General features: G+C 64.2%; 12 protein-coding genes. 7 read left to right on the top strand and 5 right to left on the bottom strand.

All coding sequences use genetic code 11. The features are described from left to right. Positions 1-11: 11 nt before the first annotated feature. Complete coding sequence (locus ACLHZ1_RS03565) at positions 12-1,040, bottom strand: diguanylate cyclase domain-containing protein (RefSeq protein WP_427261005.1); 1,029 nt, start codon at positions 1,038-1,040, stop codon at positions 12-14. Between the two features lie 271 nt (positions 1,041-1,311). On the opposite strand from ACLHZ1_RS03565, the gene ACLHZ1_RS03560 reads away from it, so the two are divergent. From ACLHZ1_RS03560 to ACLHZ1_RS03550, 3 genes are all read left to right on the top strand, one after another. Continuing rightward, positions 1,312-3,147 carry a diguanylate cyclase gene (locus tag ACLHZ1_RS03560; protein ID WP_427261004.1) on the top strand — a complete coding sequence of 612 codons (1,836 nt, stop codon included), beginning with the start codon at positions 1,312-1,314 and terminating at the stop codon, positions 3,145-3,147. Between the two features lie 250 nt (positions 3,148-3,397). Beyond that, the gene (gene prfC, locus ACLHZ1_RS03555) at positions 3,398-4,987 is read left to right on the top strand and encodes a peptide chain release factor 3 (RefSeq protein WP_408794272.1); all 1,590 of its coding nucleotides are present in this window, start codon (positions 3,398-3,400) and stop codon (positions 4,985-4,987) included. Positions 4,988-5,085: 98 nt separating this feature from the next. Beyond that, positions 5,086-6,036 carry a bile acid:sodium symporter family protein gene (locus ACLHZ1_RS03550; protein ID WP_408793922.1) on the top strand — a complete coding sequence of 317 codons (951 nt, stop codon included), beginning with the start codon at positions 5,086-5,088 and terminating at the stop codon, positions 6,034-6,036. A gap of 99 nt (positions 6,037-6,135) precedes the next feature. On the opposite strand, the gene ACLHZ1_RS03545 is transcribed toward ACLHZ1_RS03550, so the two are convergent. Both ACLHZ1_RS03545 and ACLHZ1_RS03540 read right to left on the bottom strand, forming a co-directional pair. Next, on the bottom strand, positions 6,136-7,044 hold the full coding sequence (locus tag ACLHZ1_RS03545; protein ID WP_427261003.1) for a bifunctional helix-turn-helix transcriptional regulator/GNAT family N-acetyltransferase: 909 nt from the start codon (positions 7,042-7,044) through the stop codon (positions 6,136-6,138). Between the two features lie 336 nt (positions 7,045-7,380). Further along, the gene (locus ACLHZ1_RS03540) at positions 7,381-8,418 is read right to left on the bottom strand and encodes an alkene reductase (protein ID WP_427261002.1); all 1,038 of its coding nucleotides are present in this window, start codon (positions 8,416-8,418) and stop codon (positions 7,381-7,383) included. A gap of 156 nt (positions 8,419-8,574) precedes the next feature. Here ACLHZ1_RS03540 and ACLHZ1_RS03535 point away from each other — a divergent pair, with 156 nt between their 5' ends. Continuing rightward, positions 8,575-9,141: a TetR/AcrR family transcriptional regulator gene (locus ACLHZ1_RS03535; protein WP_427261001.1), complete on the top strand. Its 567-nt coding sequence runs from the start codon at positions 8,575-8,577 to the stop codon at positions 9,139-9,141. A gap of 123 nt (positions 9,142-9,264) precedes the next feature. Here the strand turns inward: ACLHZ1_RS03535 and ACLHZ1_RS03530 are convergent, their stop codons facing one another. Beyond that, positions 9,265-10,176: a LysR family transcriptional regulator gene (locus tag ACLHZ1_RS03530; protein WP_427261000.1), complete on the bottom strand. Its 912-nt coding sequence runs from the start codon at positions 10,174-10,176 to the stop codon at positions 9,265-9,267. A 145-nt stretch (positions 10,177-10,321) separates the two neighbouring features. Here ACLHZ1_RS03530 and aguA point away from each other — a divergent pair, with 145 nt between their 5' ends. The 3 genes from aguA to ACLHZ1_RS03515 all read left to right on the top strand — a co-directional run bounded on the left by aguA (position 10,322) and on the right by ACLHZ1_RS03515 (position 14,343). After that, on the top strand, positions 10,322-11,419 hold the full coding sequence (gene aguA / locus ACLHZ1_RS03525) for an agmatine deiminase (RefSeq protein WP_427260999.1): 1,098 nt from the start codon (positions 10,322-10,324) through the stop codon (positions 11,417-11,419). A 124-nt stretch (positions 11,420-11,543) separates the two neighbouring features. Then, on the top strand, positions 11,544-13,247 hold the full coding sequence (locus tag ACLHZ1_RS03520; protein ID WP_427260998.1) for an amidase: 1,704 nt from the start codon (positions 11,544-11,546) through the stop codon (positions 13,245-13,247). Positions 13,248-13,392: 145 nt separating this feature from the next. Next, positions 13,393-14,343 (top strand): transposase, encoded by a 951-nt coding sequence (locus ACLHZ1_RS03515; RefSeq protein WP_427260997.1) that lies wholly within the window; start codon positions 13,393-13,395, stop codon positions 14,341-14,343. Positions 14,344-14,657: 314 nt separating this feature from the next. On the opposite strand, the gene ACLHZ1_RS03510 is transcribed toward ACLHZ1_RS03515, so the two are convergent. Continuing rightward, a complete protein-coding gene (locus ACLHZ1_RS03510; protein ID WP_427260996.1) occupies positions 14,658-15,953 on the bottom strand; it encodes a ferredoxin reductase family protein in 1,296 nt (431 codons plus the stop codon). Between the last annotated feature and the right edge of the window lie 38 nt (positions 15,954-15,991).

The raw sequence follows: 15,991 nt of genomic DNA, 5'->3' as shown, positions 1-15,991 counted from the left end.
GCTGGAGGGGATCAGGACCGGGGCTGGCACCGATAATCGAGGGCCCGCTCGTTGACCTGCTCCTGATCCAGCAGGGGCTGGCCGCTGGGCTGGGCGATGTGGAATCCTCCCTTGCCCCCGTGCTTGACTCGATACATGGCCTTGTCCGCCCGGGCCAGGGCCGAGCCGAAATCATCCTGGGGGCGGATCTGGGCTATGCCCATGCTCAGCCCGATGCGGGCCTCGCCGTTGGCCAGGGGAAAGGGGGCCGAGATGGCCTGCTGGCAGGCCAGCGCCAGCTGCTGGGTGCGCGGCTCCTGACATGGCCAGGGCAGCAGCAGGATGAATTCATCGCCGCCGAGGCGGCCGATGACCGCCTCTTGCGGACACAGGCTCTTGAGGCGGCGCGCCAGCTCGACCAGCAGCTCGTCGCCGGCTCTGTGGCCCAGGCGGTCATTGACCTGCTTGAAGTCATCGAGATCGATGAAGCAGAGCGCCTGGTGCTCGCCGGGAAACTGGCGCTGCAGGGCGGCGCGATTGAGCAGGTGGGTGAGGGGATCCCGGTGGGCGAGCTGGGCCAGTTGCAGCTCGTACTCCTTCTCGTGGGTGACGTCTATGTGGGAGCCCATGACCCGCAGGGGATGGCCGTCGGCGTCCCGCTCCACCACCCGGCCCCGGTCCAGCACCCAGGTCACCTTGCCCTCCTTGGACAGCATGCGGTGCAGCGCCTGATAGAAGGGGGTCTTGCCGCTGAGGTGATCGAAGAAGGCCTGCAGCACCCGCTCCCTGTCTTCCGGGTGCAGGTGATCGCGCCAGGTGTCGAAGTGGGCCTCCAGCTCCTTGGGTTGGTAGCCCAGCATGGCGCCCCAGCGCCGATTGAAGATGATGAGCTTGCCGGTGGGCACATGGTTCTGCCAGATGCACAGGCCAGTGCCGTCACTGGCCGCATCCAGCTTCTCCAGCGCGTCGTCGGCGATGCGCCTCAGCCGCTCGTTCTCCTGTTGCAGCCTGCAATAGGCAACCAGCAGCGTCTCGTAATCCTGGGGTAACTTCTCTGTCACCTGGGTGCCTCTACTTCCAATCCGTGTTGCCTTCACCAAGCTGGAACAAGATGGGTCTCTTTTGACGAGCCGACCAGGGGGATGAGTGGGGCATGCCTGGGCGCCCTGGCGTGCCAACGGGCTGACTATAGAGGAGATGGCTGTTTTTTTCACCATGGGTCTGGCCGAGTCAGGATATGATGAAGGGGCTTAATTCTCCGATTTATCAACGAAATGCCGCAGGAGGCCCGTCATAGGCGCACACCCCCTCTCTCCCTGGTTGCTCTGTCTGTTGCTGGTAGCCCCCCTCGATGTCGGCGCGCGCGATCCGGCCGAGGAGGCCCTGCTCGCCGAGTTCACCGAACTGGAAAACGGTGTTCAGCCCCAGGGGGCGCGCTTGCGCCGGGTCGAGGCGCTGGCGCGGCAGGTAGACCCCGCCAGCCCCCTCCAGGGGCGGCTGGTGCGGCTGCAATGCTGGGCCCTGCCGGCGGAGACCAGCAGTGACTACAGCGCCGCCATCACCTTCGCCAGCAAGGCGCTGCTCCAGGCCCGCCAGGAGGGTGACAGGGTGACGGAGTCGGCCCTGCTCATCTGCCGGGGCTGGCACAACCAGCTGCTGGGGGAGATGGCCCGGGCCCGGCTTGACTATGATCTCGCCCTCTCCCTGGCCAGGGCGGCGGGGGAGCAGCGCCTCGAGGCCGATGCCCTCGGCTATCGCGGCGGCATGCTGGCCTACCAGGGCGGCTTGGCGGCGGGCCTGCGGGATCAGCTGGTGGCCCATGACCTCTATGAGCGACTCGGCCTGGAGCACGGGCGGCTCAAGCTGATGGGGGAGATAGCGAACACCTACCGGCGCATGGGGGTATTCGATCGGGCGCAGGAGTATTTCAAGGCGCTGGAGCAGGCCTATGAGCAGCAGGGGGACGCGGTAAGCCTGACGGTGATCCGGGCCCAGCTGGCCATCCTCTACACGGAGACGGAGCGCTACGGCGAGGCCCTGACCCTGTTCGAGGAGGCGGCCAACCACTTCAAGGCCAGCGGCGCGCGGATGGACGAGGCCTGGGCCCTGACCGAGGTGGCCCACAGCCTGCTCAAGCTCAATCGACGGGAGGAGGCCAGTGCCAGGTTGCAGCAGGCGGATGCCCTGCTCAGCCGTGATCAGGAGACGGATGCCGCGACCCTGGGGCAGTGGCGGCTGGTGATGGGCCTGCTGGAGGAGGCCCGGGGGGATCTCGATCGGGCGCTCTACTTCCTGGCGCTGGCGGAGCCCATCTTCCGCCAGGAGGATAACCAGCGCTTCCTCGCGACCATCTATCGGGTCCAGTCGCGGATCCTGGAGCGGCAGGGGCAGGCCGATGCCGCCCTCAAGACCCTCAGGCACTATGTGACGATCCAGGAGTCCCTGGAGCATCAGCTCGGCGAGCAGAGATCCATCCAGATGCGCTTCGAATTCGATCTCGCCCGCAAGGAGGCGGAGAACGAGGCGCTCAAGAGCCAGCAGGCGTTGCAGACCCAGCAGCTGGACCGTTTGCAGGAGCGGCGCCACTGGCAGACCCTGGTGACGGTGTTGGGGCTGTTGCTGCTCGGCGGCATAGTGCTCTTCCTGCTGGGCCGCAGTCGCAAGCTGCGGCGCCTCGCCATGACGGACGAGCTGACCGGCATCCACAACCGGCGTCAGATCCAGGCCAAGGGGCGCAAATGGTTCAGCCAGGCACGCGAGAGCGGCAAGCCCCTGTGCGTGCTGCTGCTGGACATAGATCACTTCAAGAAGGTGAACGACCGGCTCGGCCACCAAGTGGGGGATCAGGTGCTGACTGCGGTGGCCCATTGCATCGAGGAGCAGGTACGCAGCCTGGACAGGGTAGGGCGCAACGGAGGGGAGGAGTTTCTGGTGCTGCTGCCCGATACCGAGCTTGAGGAGGCGGCCGAGGTGGCGGAGCGGGTCAGGATTGCGGTCTCCCGCCTCGTCATCGAGGGAGTGCCTGAGGATCACCCCATCCACGTCAGCATAGGCTGTGCCGAGTACAGGGCAGAGGATGACAATCTCGGGGAGCTGATACGCCGGGCCGACGAGGCCATGTACGCAGCCAAGCTGGCGGGGCGCAACCGGGTGGTGAAGGCGGCCTGATCCCGAAGCGGCCTTCTGCCCCCTCATGCCGGGCTGGGTATTTTTCACTCGCGCGGGTATAATGTCGCGCAATTTTGCTTTGACTCAGGCGAGAAGGCCCATGTAACGCAGCGCTCCTCCTTTTTCCACCTGCGGGTTCCATGACCCGGCTGCGTGGCGTCGTTGTGTGCATGGGAGCCCTGATCCCAAGGTGCTGTCCCGCATTTATTCCCACGGGGGCCAAGGCCGCCGCTCAATAGAAGAACGTCGAATTATGTCAGCTGAATTTCTGAGTGAAGTCTCCAAGAGACGCACTTTTGCGATCATCTCGCACCCGGATGCGGGTAAAACCACCATCACCGAAAAGGTCCTGCTGTTCGGACAGGCCATTCAGCGCGCCGGTACCGTCAAGGGCCGTGGCTCGGGCCAGCATGCCAAATCCGACTGGATGGAGATGGAGAAGCAGCGCGGCATCTCCATCACCACGTCCGTGATGCAGTTCCCCTACGCCGACTGCCTGGTCAACCTGCTCGACACCCCGGGTCACGAGGACTTCTCCGAAGATACCTACCGTACCCTCACGGCGGTCGACTGCTGCCTGATGGTCATCGACGCCGCCAAGGGTGTTGAAGACAGAACCCGCAAGCTGATGGAAGTGACCCGGCTGCGGGACACCCCCATCCTCACCTTCATGAACAAGCTGGACCGCGAAGTGCGCGACCCGATGGAAGTGATGGACGAGGTGGAACGCGAGCTCAACATCATGTGCGCCCCCATCACCTGGCCCATCGGCTGCGGCAAGTCCTTCAAGGGGGTCTACCACCTCTACAAGGACGAGACCTATCTGTATCAGAGCGGTCAGGGCCACACCATCCAGGAGAAGCGGGTGGTGAAGGGGCTGAACAACCCGGAGCTGGACGCGGCCATAGGTGACGATCTGGCGGCCCAGCTGCGGGGCGAACTGGAGCTGGTGCAGGGCGCCTCCCCCGAGTTCGATCACGACGCCTTCATCGCCGGCGAGATGACCCCTGTCTTCTTCGGGACCGCCCTTGGCAACTTCGGCGTCGACCACATGCTGGACGGCCTGACCGACTGGGCCCCGGCCCCCATGCCGCGCAAGGCCGAGAGCCGCGAAGTGGTGGCCACCGAGGAGAAGTTCTCCGGCTTCGTGTTCAAGATCCAGGCGAACATGGACCCGAAACACCGCGACCGCATCGCCTTCATGCGCATCGTGTCAGGCACCTACTCCAAGGGCATGAAGATGCGCCATGTGCGTCTGGGCAAGGACGTCAACATCTCCGACGCCGTCACCTTCATGGCCGGTGATCGGGAGCAGGCGGTCGAGGCCTGCGCCGGCGACATCATAGGCCTGCACAACCACGGCACCATCCAGATCGGCGACACCTTTACCCAGGGTGAGGATCTGAAATTCACCGGCATCCCGAACTTCGCACCGGAACTGTTCCGCCGCATCCGCCTGCGTGACCCCCTCAAGCAGAAGCAGCTGCTCAAGGGGCTGGTGCAGCTCTCCGAAGAGGGCGCGGTGCAGGTGTTCCGTCCGCTCATCAGCAACGATCTCATCGTCGGTGCGGTCGGTGTGCTGCAGTTCGACGTGGTGGTCTCGCGCCTCAAGAGCGAATACAACGTCGAGGCCATCTACGAGGCGGTCAACGTCGCCACCGCCCGCTGGGTGGAAGGGACGGACGTGAAGAAGTTCGAGGAGTTCAAGCGCAAGAACGAGGTCAACCTGGCCCTGGATGGCGGTGACAACCTCACCTATATCGCGCCGACCATGGTCAACCTGCGCCTCTCCCAGGAGCGTCACCCGGACGTCCAGTTCCGTCAGACCCGCGAGCACTGATATAAGACGCGCACGCACTCTGCAAAAACTGATATAAGAGAAGGCCCGACGGGCCTTCTTTTTTTGCCCGCGTTTGACTTTCGGATCAGGAGATCACCATGCTTGGACGCATTACCCACCTCTTCCCGCTCTGGGCCTTGCTGTTTTCAGTGCTGGCCTATTGGCAGCCCGCGCTGTTCGTCGACCTCAAGACCCAGATAGTGCCCCTGCTCACCATCATCATGCTGGCCATGGGGCTGACCCTCAAACCCCAGCACTTCCTCGACGTGGTCAACAACAAGAAGGCTATAGGGCTGGGTCTGGTATTGCAGTTCAGCGTGATGCCGCTGGCGGCCCTGCTTGTCAGCCTGCTGCTGGGTTTCGATGCCGAGCTGACCGTGGGCATGGTGCTGGTGGGCAGCGTGGCCGGGGGCACCTCCTCCAACGTGATGTGCTATCTGGCCAAGGGGGATGTGGCCCTCTCCATCACCATGACGGCCCTCTCCACCCTGCTGGGGGTGCTCGTCACCCCGCTGCTGGTGCAGCTGCTGGCAGGCAAGAGCGTCGATGTGCCCGTGCTGGACATGCTGCTGAGCCTGGTGAAGATAGTGCTGGTGCCCGTGGTCATCGGCGTGCTGGTCAATGCCTGGCTGCACACCCTGACCTCCAGGCTCGAACCCGTGCTGCCCCTGGTCTCCATGGTGGCCATAGTGCTGATCATCGCCACAGTGGTGGCCCTCAACGCCGGCCAGTTTGCCGCCATCGGCCCCATAGTGGCGCTGGCGGTGATCCTGCACAACGGCATCGGCATTGCGGCGGGCTACTGGGTCAGCCGCTGGCTCGGCTTCGAGGAGCGCATCTGCCGCACCGTCGCCTTCGAGGTGGGGCTGCAAAACTCCGGGCTGGCCACGGCGCTGGCTATGAAGTTCTTCACCCCGGCCTCCGCGGTGGCGGGCACCCTGTTCTCGGTCTGGCACAACCTGTCCGGCTCCCTGCTGGCGGGCTTCTGGGCCAGGCGGCCACTGCTTCTCGCCGAGCAGGAGACCGGGGCAGGGGTCAAGGATCACTGAGGCCAGCCCAGGCGCCATGAAAGAGACCCCGCTGCGGCGGGGTCTCTTTTTGCCCGTCTCCTGGGGGGAGAGAAGGGGATGGGCCCGGCTGCAGGGGGATCAGAGCGCAAGCACCATGCAGATCTCGCAGGCGTCGTGGCCGGTGCAGCCAAGGGGCCCCGGCAGGTGTTCGAAGCCCAGGGACTCGTAGAGGCTGGTGGCTTCCCGCAGATCGGCGGTGGTCTCCAGATAGCAGCGCTGGTAACCCAGGGTGCGCGCCTCGGCCAGGGCCTGCAACACCAGCCGTCGCCCCAGCCCCAGGCCGCGCAGGGCGGGCAGGAAGTACATCTTCTGCAGCTCGCAGGTGTGCGCCTCCCCCGCCAGGGGGGCGATGCCGCCGCCGCCGAGGATGGTGCCATCCGGTCCCTCTATCACCCAGTAGCGGCTCTCTTCCCCCTGATAGGTCTCATGGAGGAAGTCGAGATTGGGATCCGCCACCCCGTACCCCTTGTCGGCGGTGAGGCCGTATTCGGCGGAGACGGCGCGGATCACGGCGGCGATATGGGGGTTGTCGGCCGCTGCCATGGGGCGAATGCGATAACCCTGCTGGCGCCGGGTACGGGAGAGGGCGCTGCGATAGAGCCGCATCCCCTCCCAGAGCCGCTCGCACTCGGCGGGGGCGAGCTGGGCCAGGGTCTCGGCCATGGCCTCATCCATCTGCCGGTGCAGCTCCCTTAACTGCTCCTGACCAAAGGCGGTCAGCCGCGCCTCCTTGCTGCGCCCATCCGAGGGGTGGGGCTGCCAGGCGATCAGCTCGCGCTCTGCCAGGCGAGCCAGGGGGCGGCTGGCGTTGGACTTGTCGATGCGAAGGCGCTCGGCCAGCTGCTGGTTGGTGGCGGGGCCGCTCTCCAGCTCGATGAGCAGGTGGGCCTCGAGCGGACTGAGGGCCAGGGAGCCGCACTGCTGGGAGAGCATGCCGAGTTCGCGAACCAGCTCGCGCGACAGGGCGCGCAGGGGGCGGGGGTCCATCTGTGAGTCTCCTTTTGGTTGTTGATAGCAACTAATATAGTCAGATGGTTGCTGATGGCAACGACTTTCTGGCGGCCGGGAGGCAGGGATAGAGAGGCTGGGAGGCGGTGTGGCGGGCACAAAAAAGGGCCCGGGAGGGGGCCCAAACATTGGAAACCCGCGCCGGTATCGGGCGCGGATCCCATCCTTGGTCGGCAGGGTGAACGAGGGGAGCGGCTCGCCGGATCCTATCCACGGGGCGAGCGGGTATCGGCCCGGTGGTAGCGGGTATTCGGTATGTCTTGCACCCGCTCCGCCAGCCTGGTGTCGGCAGCAGAGCCGGGTCAGGGCGTGGTTTTAGACCAGCTCCGCCAGCATGGTGTCGGCATAAGGGGTCAGTGCCTCGCCCTGTTTGACCTTGGCGAGATAGTCCGGGTTGGCGATGAGGGGGCGACCGATGGCGACGAGGTCGAAGCGATCGGCCTTGATGGCATCAAAGGCGGTCTCGGCACTGTAGTTGCCCACCCCCACCAGGTGACCGTCGTAGTGCTCGCGCAGATAATCGGAGGCGCGACCCCCCAGATAGTCGAAGGTGAGGCTGTCATCGAAGATGCCCAGATGCACATAGGCCAGATTGCGGTGATTCAGCTCGGCCAGCAGGTGGTCGAACACGGCGCGATCCCGGGCATCCCCTTCCAGATGGACATAGGCGCCGGGGGAGAGGCGCAGGCCCACCCGATCCGAGCCGATGCGGGCGTTGATGGCATCCACCACCTCCAGGGGGAAGCGGCTCATGTTCTCCGGGGTCTGGCCGTACTGGTCGCCGCGCAGGTTGCTGGCGTGGTGCAGGAACTGATCGATGAGGTAGCCGTTGGCACCGTGGATCTCCACCCCATCGAAGCCCGCCTCGATGGCGTTGGCGGCGGCCTGGGTGTAATCCTCGACCAGCTGGACGATCTCGGCCACGGTCAGGGCGCGGGGCACCTGGTATGTCAACTCGCGCATGCGCGGCACCGAGCCCTCGAAACCGACGGCGGACGGGGCCAGCACCTCGGCGTGGTGGAAGAAGGGGTGGGAGAGGCGGCCCACGTGCCACAGCTGGGCGAAGATCTTGCCCCCCTTGCCGTGCACGGCCTCGGTCACTTTTTTCCAGCCTGCGATCTGCTCGGGGCTGTAGATGCCCGGGGTGTTGGGATAGCCCTGGCCGTCCGGACGTATGATGGTGGCCTCGGAGATGATGAGGCCGATGTCGGCGCGGCGGCCATAGTAGGCGGCCATCTGCTCGGTCGGCACCAGGCCCGGGCCCGCCATGCAGCGGGTGAGGGGGGCCATCATGAAACGGTTGGCCAGGGTCAGGCTGGCGTTGAGGCGATAGGGTTGAAACAGGGTATTCATGGGGGAGTGTCCTGGGCGATGATTCTTGAACGTGCATTCAAGATGTTTTTTGTCCCGGACGCAACTCTTTTTTGAATGCTTGTTCAAGATAGGTTGGCCTGACCCTCTCCCTGGGGTAGACTTGCCGCCATTCCAGCCTCCGTCACAGGAAACCCGATGCGCAGTGCCGAGTTCAACCGCGAAACCGTCTTGCGAAATGCCATGGAGGCGTTTCGTGCCAAGGGCTATGCCAAGACCACCATGCAGGAACTGGTGGCGGCGACCGGTCTGCATCCGGGCAGCCTGTATGCGGCCTTTGGCAACAAGCGCGGCCTGCTGCTGGCGGCGGTGGATCACTACATTGCGAGCAAGCGCGCCAGCCGTCGCGACCTGTTCGCGCAAGGGGAACCGCTGGCGGCCATAGAGGCCTTCCTGCGTCAGGTGGTGAGCGACACCCTGGGAGGTTGCTGCCTGGTGACCCGCACCCTGGTGGAGCTGGCCGAGCAGGATGAGGAGCTGCGGCTGCGGCTCAAGGGAAGCTATGGCGAGCTGGAGGCCGACCTTGCCGCCGTGCTGGAGCAGGCCAGGGCCGGGGGCCGGCTCGGCTCGGATGCCGCCATCACGACCCTGACCGCCTTCCTGCTGGTCAGCATCCAGGGGCTGGTCACCGTTGGCCAGTGCCGCCCCGAACCCGAGCTGCTCGGCAATGTGGTCAGCCAGATCATGGCCGCCTTGCGGGCCTGACCAGCGAGACGGAAACAACAGTGGCTCCCGAGGGAGCCACTGTTGTTTCAAGGACCCGCAGCCTTGGGTCACGGGGCCATGGTTGCTGAGGGCGGGTGGTTGGGCGTGCCAGACGCTGCGGGCTTATACCGGACTTACCAATTCCTTCATCAGATTTTTTAGCCATACCAAGGCCGGTTGTTGCGCATGCACCGGGTGCCAGACGCAGTTGAGATGGTAATCCGGCACGTCCGCCGGCAGGGGCAGGCTTTTCAGCGGCCAGTGGCTGGCGAGCAGCTCGGCCACCATGCTGGGCAGCACCAGCAGGTGATCGCTCTGGCTCACGATGGCGGCGGCGGACATATAGCTCTGGCTGTTGACCGAGATGGTGCGGCTATGGCCCAGGCTCTGCAAATAGCGGTCGAGGCTCGCCTCCGAGGTGCCGAGCGGCGAGTGGAACACATGGGGCATCTCGATTAGCTGCTCGAGGGTGATGCGCTCCTCCTCCAGCTCCAGGGTGGCGCGCACCAGCCCGGCCAGGGGTTCGGTGAGCCAGGTCTCCTTGCCCAGATACCCCGGCACCTGCATGTACTCGTCAAACCCCAGCACCAGATCGATCTCGCCGCTCGCCAGCTCGGCTTCCGGCAGGGTATCGCGCAGGATGCGGATTTCGATGGTGACGCCCGGCGCCAGCTTCCTGAGGCGCTGGATAAGGGGCGGGATCAGCACGCACTCCACGTAATCCGTGGTGCAGAGCACGAAGCGGCGCTTCGACTGGTGCGGCGCGAACTCGTCCTCCTCCCAGAGCTGCTGCTCCAGCAGCCGCAGCGCCTGCTGCACCCCCAGGTGCAGGCGCTGGGCACGGGGAGTCGGCAACATCCCCTGGGGCGTGCGCACCAGCAGCGGGTCGCCGAGAAAGGCCCGCAACCGGCCGAGGGAGTGGCTCATGGCGGGCTGGCTGATAAAGAGCGACTCGGCGGCGCGGGTCACGCTCCCTTGCGTCATCAGGGCGTCAAAGGCGAGCAGCAGATTGAGGTCGAGCTGGTGCAGTTTCATGGGGGGATTATTCGCCGTGTTTATGGGACAATCCATCCTATTCATTTGATGGATGGGCGAGCAACTTCTTACACTGCGACCCACTCTTATTTTTCCAGGGTTCCCAGGCAAATCGGGGGCCTCAATCCATGCAAGGAGCCTTGCGATGAGCATCAAGACCATCAACTCCATTCCGGCCGCCGACGGCTTCACCATGCCCGCCGAGTGGGCGCACCAGCAGGCCGTCTGGATGATCTGGCCGTTCCGCCCGGACAACTGGCGGGAAGCCGGTCGCTTCGCCCAGGCCACCTTCGCCAAGGTGGCGGATGCCATCGGTGGCGCGACGCCGGTCTTTATGGGGGTGCCGGCCCAGTTCATGGAGCAGGCCCGCGCCATCATGCCCGCTCATGTGACCCTGGTCGAAATGGCCTGCGATGACTGCTGGGCCCGCGATACAGGCCCGACCGTGGTCACCAACGCTGCCGGCGAATGCCGCGGCGTGGATTGGGGCTTCAACGCCTGGGGCGGCCACAAGGGCGGCCTCTACTACCCCTGGAATCAGGATGAGGACGTGGCAGCCCGGATGTTGGAGCAGCACGGCATGGATCGCTACGACGCGCCGCTCATTCTGGAAGGAGGCTCCATCCACGTGGACGGCGAAGGCACCTGCATGACCACAGCCGAGTGCCTGCTCAACGAGAACCGCAACCCGCACCTGAGCAAGGAGCAGATCGAAGCGTTGCTTCGCGACTATCTGGGGGTGAAGAGCTTTATCTGGCTGGACGAAGGGGTCTACATGGACGAGACCGACGGCCACATCGACAACATGTGCTGCTTCGTGCGCCCGGGTGAAGTGGCCCTGCACTGGACCGACGACGAGACAGATCCGCAATACGAGCGCTCCCTGGCCGCCCTCCAGGTGCTGGAAGCGGCGGTGGATGCCAAGGGTCGCAAGCTGAAAGTGTGGAAGCTGCCCCAGCCGGGCCCGCTCTACTCGACCTTCGAAGAGTCCGCCGGCGTCGAGAGCGGCAGCGGTGTGCCGCGCGAGGCACAAGGTCGTCTGGCCGGTTCCTATGTGAACTTCCTCATCACCAACGGCAGCATCGTCTACCCGCTGCTGGATGCCGCCACCGATGGCGAAGCCCAGCGCATTCTGGAAGAGATCTTCCCCGAGCATAAAGTGGTCGGCGTACCGGCTCGCGAGATCCTGCTGGGGGGGGGCAATATTCACTGCATTACCCAGCAGATCCCCTCCGGCAAGTAAGAACGGTTCCAGTTGGTATTCAAAACCCCACGCCGTGGGGTTTTATCTCTTGATAATGTGATGGTCGCAGGCGCCGATGCGGCGATCATCATGACAAACAGTCACCCTTTTACAGGAGATCCCCATGATCGAAGTGACAGAGGTTTCCATTGCCGAGCTGCGTGCCGCGCTCGAATTCGGCCGCACCACCGCGGTCGAACTGGTCAAGGCCTATCAGGCCCGTATCGAGGCCTATGACTGCCCCGAGACACAAACCCGCCTTAACGCCGTGGTGGTGCCCAATCCCGATGCGCTGAAAGAGGCGCAAGCGTCCGATGCCCGCCGCGCCCGTGGCGAAACCCTGGGGCCGCTCGACGGCATCCCCTACACCGCCAAGGACAGCTATCTGGTCAAGGGGCTGACCGCCGCCTCCGGCAGCCCGGCCTTCAAGGATCTGGTGGCCCAGCGCGATGCCTTTACCGTTGAGCGCCTGCGCGCCGCCGGTGCCATCTGCCTTGGCAAAACCAATATGCCCCCCATGGCCAATGGCGGCATGCAGCGCGGCGTCTACGGCCGTGCCGAGAGCCCCTACAACGCCGACTACCTGACCGCGCCCTTTGCCTCCGGCTCCTCCAACGGGGCCGGTACCGCCACCGCCGCCAGCTTCGCCGCCTTCGGTCTTGCCGAAGAGACCTGGTCGAGCGGCCGGGGCCCTGCCTCCAACAACGGCCTGTGTGCCTACACCCCATCCCGTGGCGTGATTTCGGTGCGCGGCAACTGGCCCCTGACCCCGACCATGGACGTGGTGGTGCCTTATGCCCGTACCATGGCCGATCTCTTGGAAGTGCTGGATGTGGTCGTGGCCGACGATGCCGAGACCCGTGGGGATCTGTGGCGCATGCAGCCCTGGGTGCAACTGCCCAAGGCTTCCGAGGTGCGTCCGGCTTCCTACCTTGAGTTGGCTGCCAAGCCTGATGCCCTCAAGGGCAAGCGCCTCGGCGTGCCGCGCATGTTTATCAACAAGGATGAACTGGCCGGCACCAGCGAGCACCCCGGCATCGGTGGCCCGACCGGTCAGCGCATCCATACCCGCCCGACCGTGATCGCTCTGTGGGAGCAGGCCCGTCAGGCGCTGGAAGCCGCTGGCGCCGAAGTCATCGAAGTGGACTTCCCCCTGGTCTCCAACTGTGAAGGGGACAGACCCGGTGCGCCCACCGTGTTCAATCGCGGCATCGTGAGCCCTGAGTTTCTCAACGACGAGCTGTGGGAGCTCTCCGGCTGGGCGTTTGACGACTTCCTGCGTGCCAACGGCGACCCCAAGCTTAAGCAATTGGCCGATGTGGATGGCCCTAAGATCTTCCCCCACGATCCGGGTACCCTGCCGAACCGCGAGGGGGATCTGGCGGCGGGCATGGACGAGTACGTCAATATGGCCAAGCGTGGCCTGAAATCCTGGGATGAGATTGCCTCGGTGCCGGACGGCCTGCGCGGCCTGGAGCGGACCCGCAAGCTGGATCTGGAGGACTGGATGGACGGGCTCAAGCTCGACGCCGTGTTGTTCCCCACCGTCGCCGATGTGGGCCCGGCTGATTCGGACGTGAATCCGGCCTCCGCCGACATCGCCTGGAGCAACGGCATCTGGGTCGCCAACGGCAACCTCGCCATTCGCCACCTCGGCGTGCCGACCGTTACCGTCCCCATGGGGGTGATGGCCGATATCGGTATGCCGGTGGGGCTGACCTTCGCCGGCCGCGCCTATGACGACAACAGCCTGCTGCGCGTCGCCTCGGCCTTCGAGTCCACCGGCAGCAAGCGTATGGTACCGCCGCGTACGCCGCCGTTGGGTTGAAGCAGAGCACTGTTATGAATGCAATAAGGCTCCCGGTGGGAGCCTTATTTGTTTCTTCATGAAGTCTGGGACACCCACCTTTTCAGGCTTTGACAGGGCTTGTGTGCTGGGCTTGGCTTATGTCGTGATACTGGAGGAAAGCCCCATGACCATTGCCCGTTCACGTCAAATCAGCCTGGAAGACACGCCCTATTACCATGTGGTCAGCCGCTGTGTGCGGCGGGCCTTCCTGTGTGGGGAAGATAGTCATTCGGGCCAGAGTTATGAGCACAGGCGGCAGTGGGTGGTCGACAAGCTGGGGTTGCTCTCGCAGGTATTCGCCATCGAGATCTGCGCCTATGCGGTGATGAATAATCACTATCATCTGGTGCTCAAGGTGGCGCCCGATAAAGCCAAGGGTTGGAGTGATCGCGAGGTGGCGGAGCGCTGGGCCATCTTGTTCCACTGGCCTCCCTTGCTGCGCCGCTGGTATCAGGAGGAGGTACTTCTGGTCCCGGAGCAAGCCGTGCTGCAGTCGCTGATAGCACAATGGCGCGAACGCCTTTATTCCATCAGCTGGTTGGTGCGTCTGCTGAATGAATCCCTGGCCCGCCAGGCCAACGAGGAGGATGGCTGCAAAGGTCACTTCTGGGAGGGGCGTTTTAAGAGCCAGGCGTTGCTTACTGAAGCCGCTCTGCTCTCTGGCATGGCCTATGTGGATCTCAACCCGGTTCGGGCGGGCATTGCTGATACGCCAGAAGAGAGTGACTACACCAGTATCCAGCAGCGGATTGACGCATCGACAGCGGATGCAACACCTGCCCTGCATCTGCTTCCTTTCTCAACCAAGCATGAGCCCGAGGCGCTGCCTTACGGGTTTGCCGACTATCTGACCCTGATGGATTGGACTGGGAGGGCTATCAGAGCGGACAAGCGAGGACATATTCCCGCGGACCTGGCTCCCATCATGCGGCGCCTTGGGCTGGATGAATCACAGTGGCTGAGGCAGGTCGCTCTGTTTCGACATCGGGGCATCAGAGTGGTAGGCGACAAGGTCGGTTGCCAGCGATATGCCGAACATTGCGGTCAAACACGATGTTACCAACCCCGGTTATAGCGATTGTGCCTGTGTCGATTGTTATCTGATATCCGTCCCTGGCAAGGGGGGCTCGCGGCAAGTTTTCGCCCGATTGAGACCGTTTTGGATATCCCAACGAAGTGAGCATTATCGGCACGCCTCATCAGGTAAGAGGTGCGCTTGAATTTGCTGATGAGTCTCTAAGTAACATCATCTGAGTGCATTCATTTGATGGATGTCCTGAGAAAAATGGGTTTATTGATTCGGTGGGTGTCCTGAAGAAAGCGTCCTGAAGAAAAATGCCGCTCAGGTGTTCAGTCTGAACGGCACTGTCTGCATGGGCACTTTGCTCGTTAGCGGAAGCGGAACAGTTCCCGGTGCAGGGAGGGTTTCAGGTGTTCGCTCAGGATATGTGCCATGGGCTCCGGGCCGCAGAACCAGACAGGATCTCGCTGCCGCTCGCCCAGCTCTGCCAGATTGAGTCGGCCCTGCTCGCGTTCCAGATGCAACCGATAGTCGACCCCGGTCTGGCGACACAGCTGTGCCAGATGCTCATGGTAAGGCGCTTCCTCCATGCTGGGGGCGCACTGGAGCAGCGTGGTGCCAGGGCGGCGTTCGCCGCGTCGTGCCAGTGCTTCGAGCCAGGCCACAAACGGCGTAACGCCAATGCCTGCGCCGATCCAGAGACCCTGGGCCGACAAGGGCAGGGAGAAGGCGCCGTAGGGACCGGTGACTGTGACGGCATCGCCAATCTTGAGGTGTTGTTGCAACCAGCGGGTGTGATCCCCGAGAGCACGTACGGCCAGGGTCAGGGTGCGCCTATCTGCCGAGACATCCACCAGGGTATAGGGGTGGGGCTCGCCGCGCCCGGCGAAATCGAAGAAGGCGAATTGACCCGGACGGTAGCCGGGCAGGGGAGAGGCCAGATTGACCCGGATCTCCAGGGTTCGCTGGTCCAGAGGGGAGAGGGTGCTTACCGTCCCCTGGCGGCGCTCGTTTTGGCCCACCCGGCCAGAGAGGGAGTAGAGGGCCCCCATGGCACCCATCCCACCACCGATGATCAGGGTCAGGCCGACCGGTGTCATGACGCCGATGCGCGGCAGCAGGCAGAGTGCGTGCAGCCAGCCCATCAGGTAGATGACGGGGGCCAGCCGGTGGACCACCTTGAAGCGCTCGTAGCGCACCACGGCGAGCAGGCTCACCACCACCAGGGCCAGCAGCAGATAGAAACCCCACTCCCCCAGGGTATTGCCGAGGCTGTGCCAGAGGGCATCGTTGCCAGCACCAGCACCAGCACCAGCACCAGCACCAGCACCGCGGCGTGCTGGTCGGGTCAGCCAGTCGGCGGCGACGGCCCACTTGGGGGCTTCCACCAGCAGCCAGTGGGCCATCAGGGTGCCGGTAGCCCAGAGGGCGCTGCTGCGGTGCAGGTGCAACATGCGATCCAGCCCGCCGCACCAAGCCTCTAGCCTTGGCAGGCGCAGGGACAGCAGCAGGGAGAGGGTCATGGCGCCGAGGCCAAGCAGACCGGTCAGGATCAGCAGATCGTGGCGCCAGGGCCAGATGTTGCTTGGCCAGGCGGGCAGTCCGGCCAGCCAGATCAGGGTCAGCCCAAGTGGCAGTGCCCAGCTGAGGGATGTGGGTTTCATACTAGCCTCCTTGTTATCTACCTCTTATTGCATACTCC

Source organism: Aeromonas sobria (genome assembly GCF_050266975.1).
In the GTDB taxonomy this organism is placed as follows: Bacteria; Pseudomonadota; Gammaproteobacteria; order Enterobacterales; family Aeromonadaceae; genus Aeromonas; species Aeromonas sobria_B.
The sequence above is the reverse complement of the archived record's forward strand: the minus strand, read 5'-3'. Positions and strand labels throughout refer to the sequence as shown.

What these genes read in the sequence shown, in the direction of transcription:
- ACLHZ1_RS03515 (WP_427260997.1), top strand. Translation starts at nt 13,393, where the DNA reads ATGACCATTGCCCGTTCACGTCAAATCAGCCTGGAAGACACGCCCTAT.
- ACLHZ1_RS03520 (WP_427260998.1), top strand. Translation starts at nt 11,544, where the DNA reads ATGATCGAAGTGACAGAGGTTTCCATTGCCGAGCTGCGTGCCGCGCTC.
- ACLHZ1_RS03535 (WP_427261001.1), top strand. Translation starts at nt 8,575, where the DNA reads ATGCGCAGTGCCGAGTTCAACCGCGAAACCGTCTTGCGAAATGCCATG.
- ACLHZ1_RS03530 (WP_427261000.1), bottom strand. Translation starts at nt 10,176, where the DNA reads ATGAAACTGCACCAGCTCGACCTCAATCTGCTGCTCGCCTTTGACGCC.
- ACLHZ1_RS03510 (WP_427260996.1), bottom strand. Translation starts at nt 15,953, where the DNA reads ATGAAACCCACATCCCTCAGCTGGGCACTGCCACTTGGGCTGACCCTG.
- ACLHZ1_RS03550 (WP_408793922.1), top strand. Translation starts at nt 5,086, where the DNA reads ATGCTTGGACGCATTACCCACCTCTTCCCGCTCTGGGCCTTGCTGTTT.
- aguA (WP_427260999.1), top strand. Translation starts at nt 10,322, where the DNA reads ATGAGCATCAAGACCATCAACTCCATTCCGGCCGCCGACGGCTTCACC.
- ACLHZ1_RS03545 (WP_427261003.1), bottom strand. Translation starts at nt 7,044, where the DNA reads ATGGACCCCCGCCCCCTGCGCGCCCTGTCGCGCGAGCTGGTTCGCGAA.
- ACLHZ1_RS03540 (WP_427261002.1), bottom strand. Translation starts at nt 8,418, where the DNA reads ATGAATACCCTGTTTCAACCCTATCGCCTCAACGCCAGCCTGACCCTG.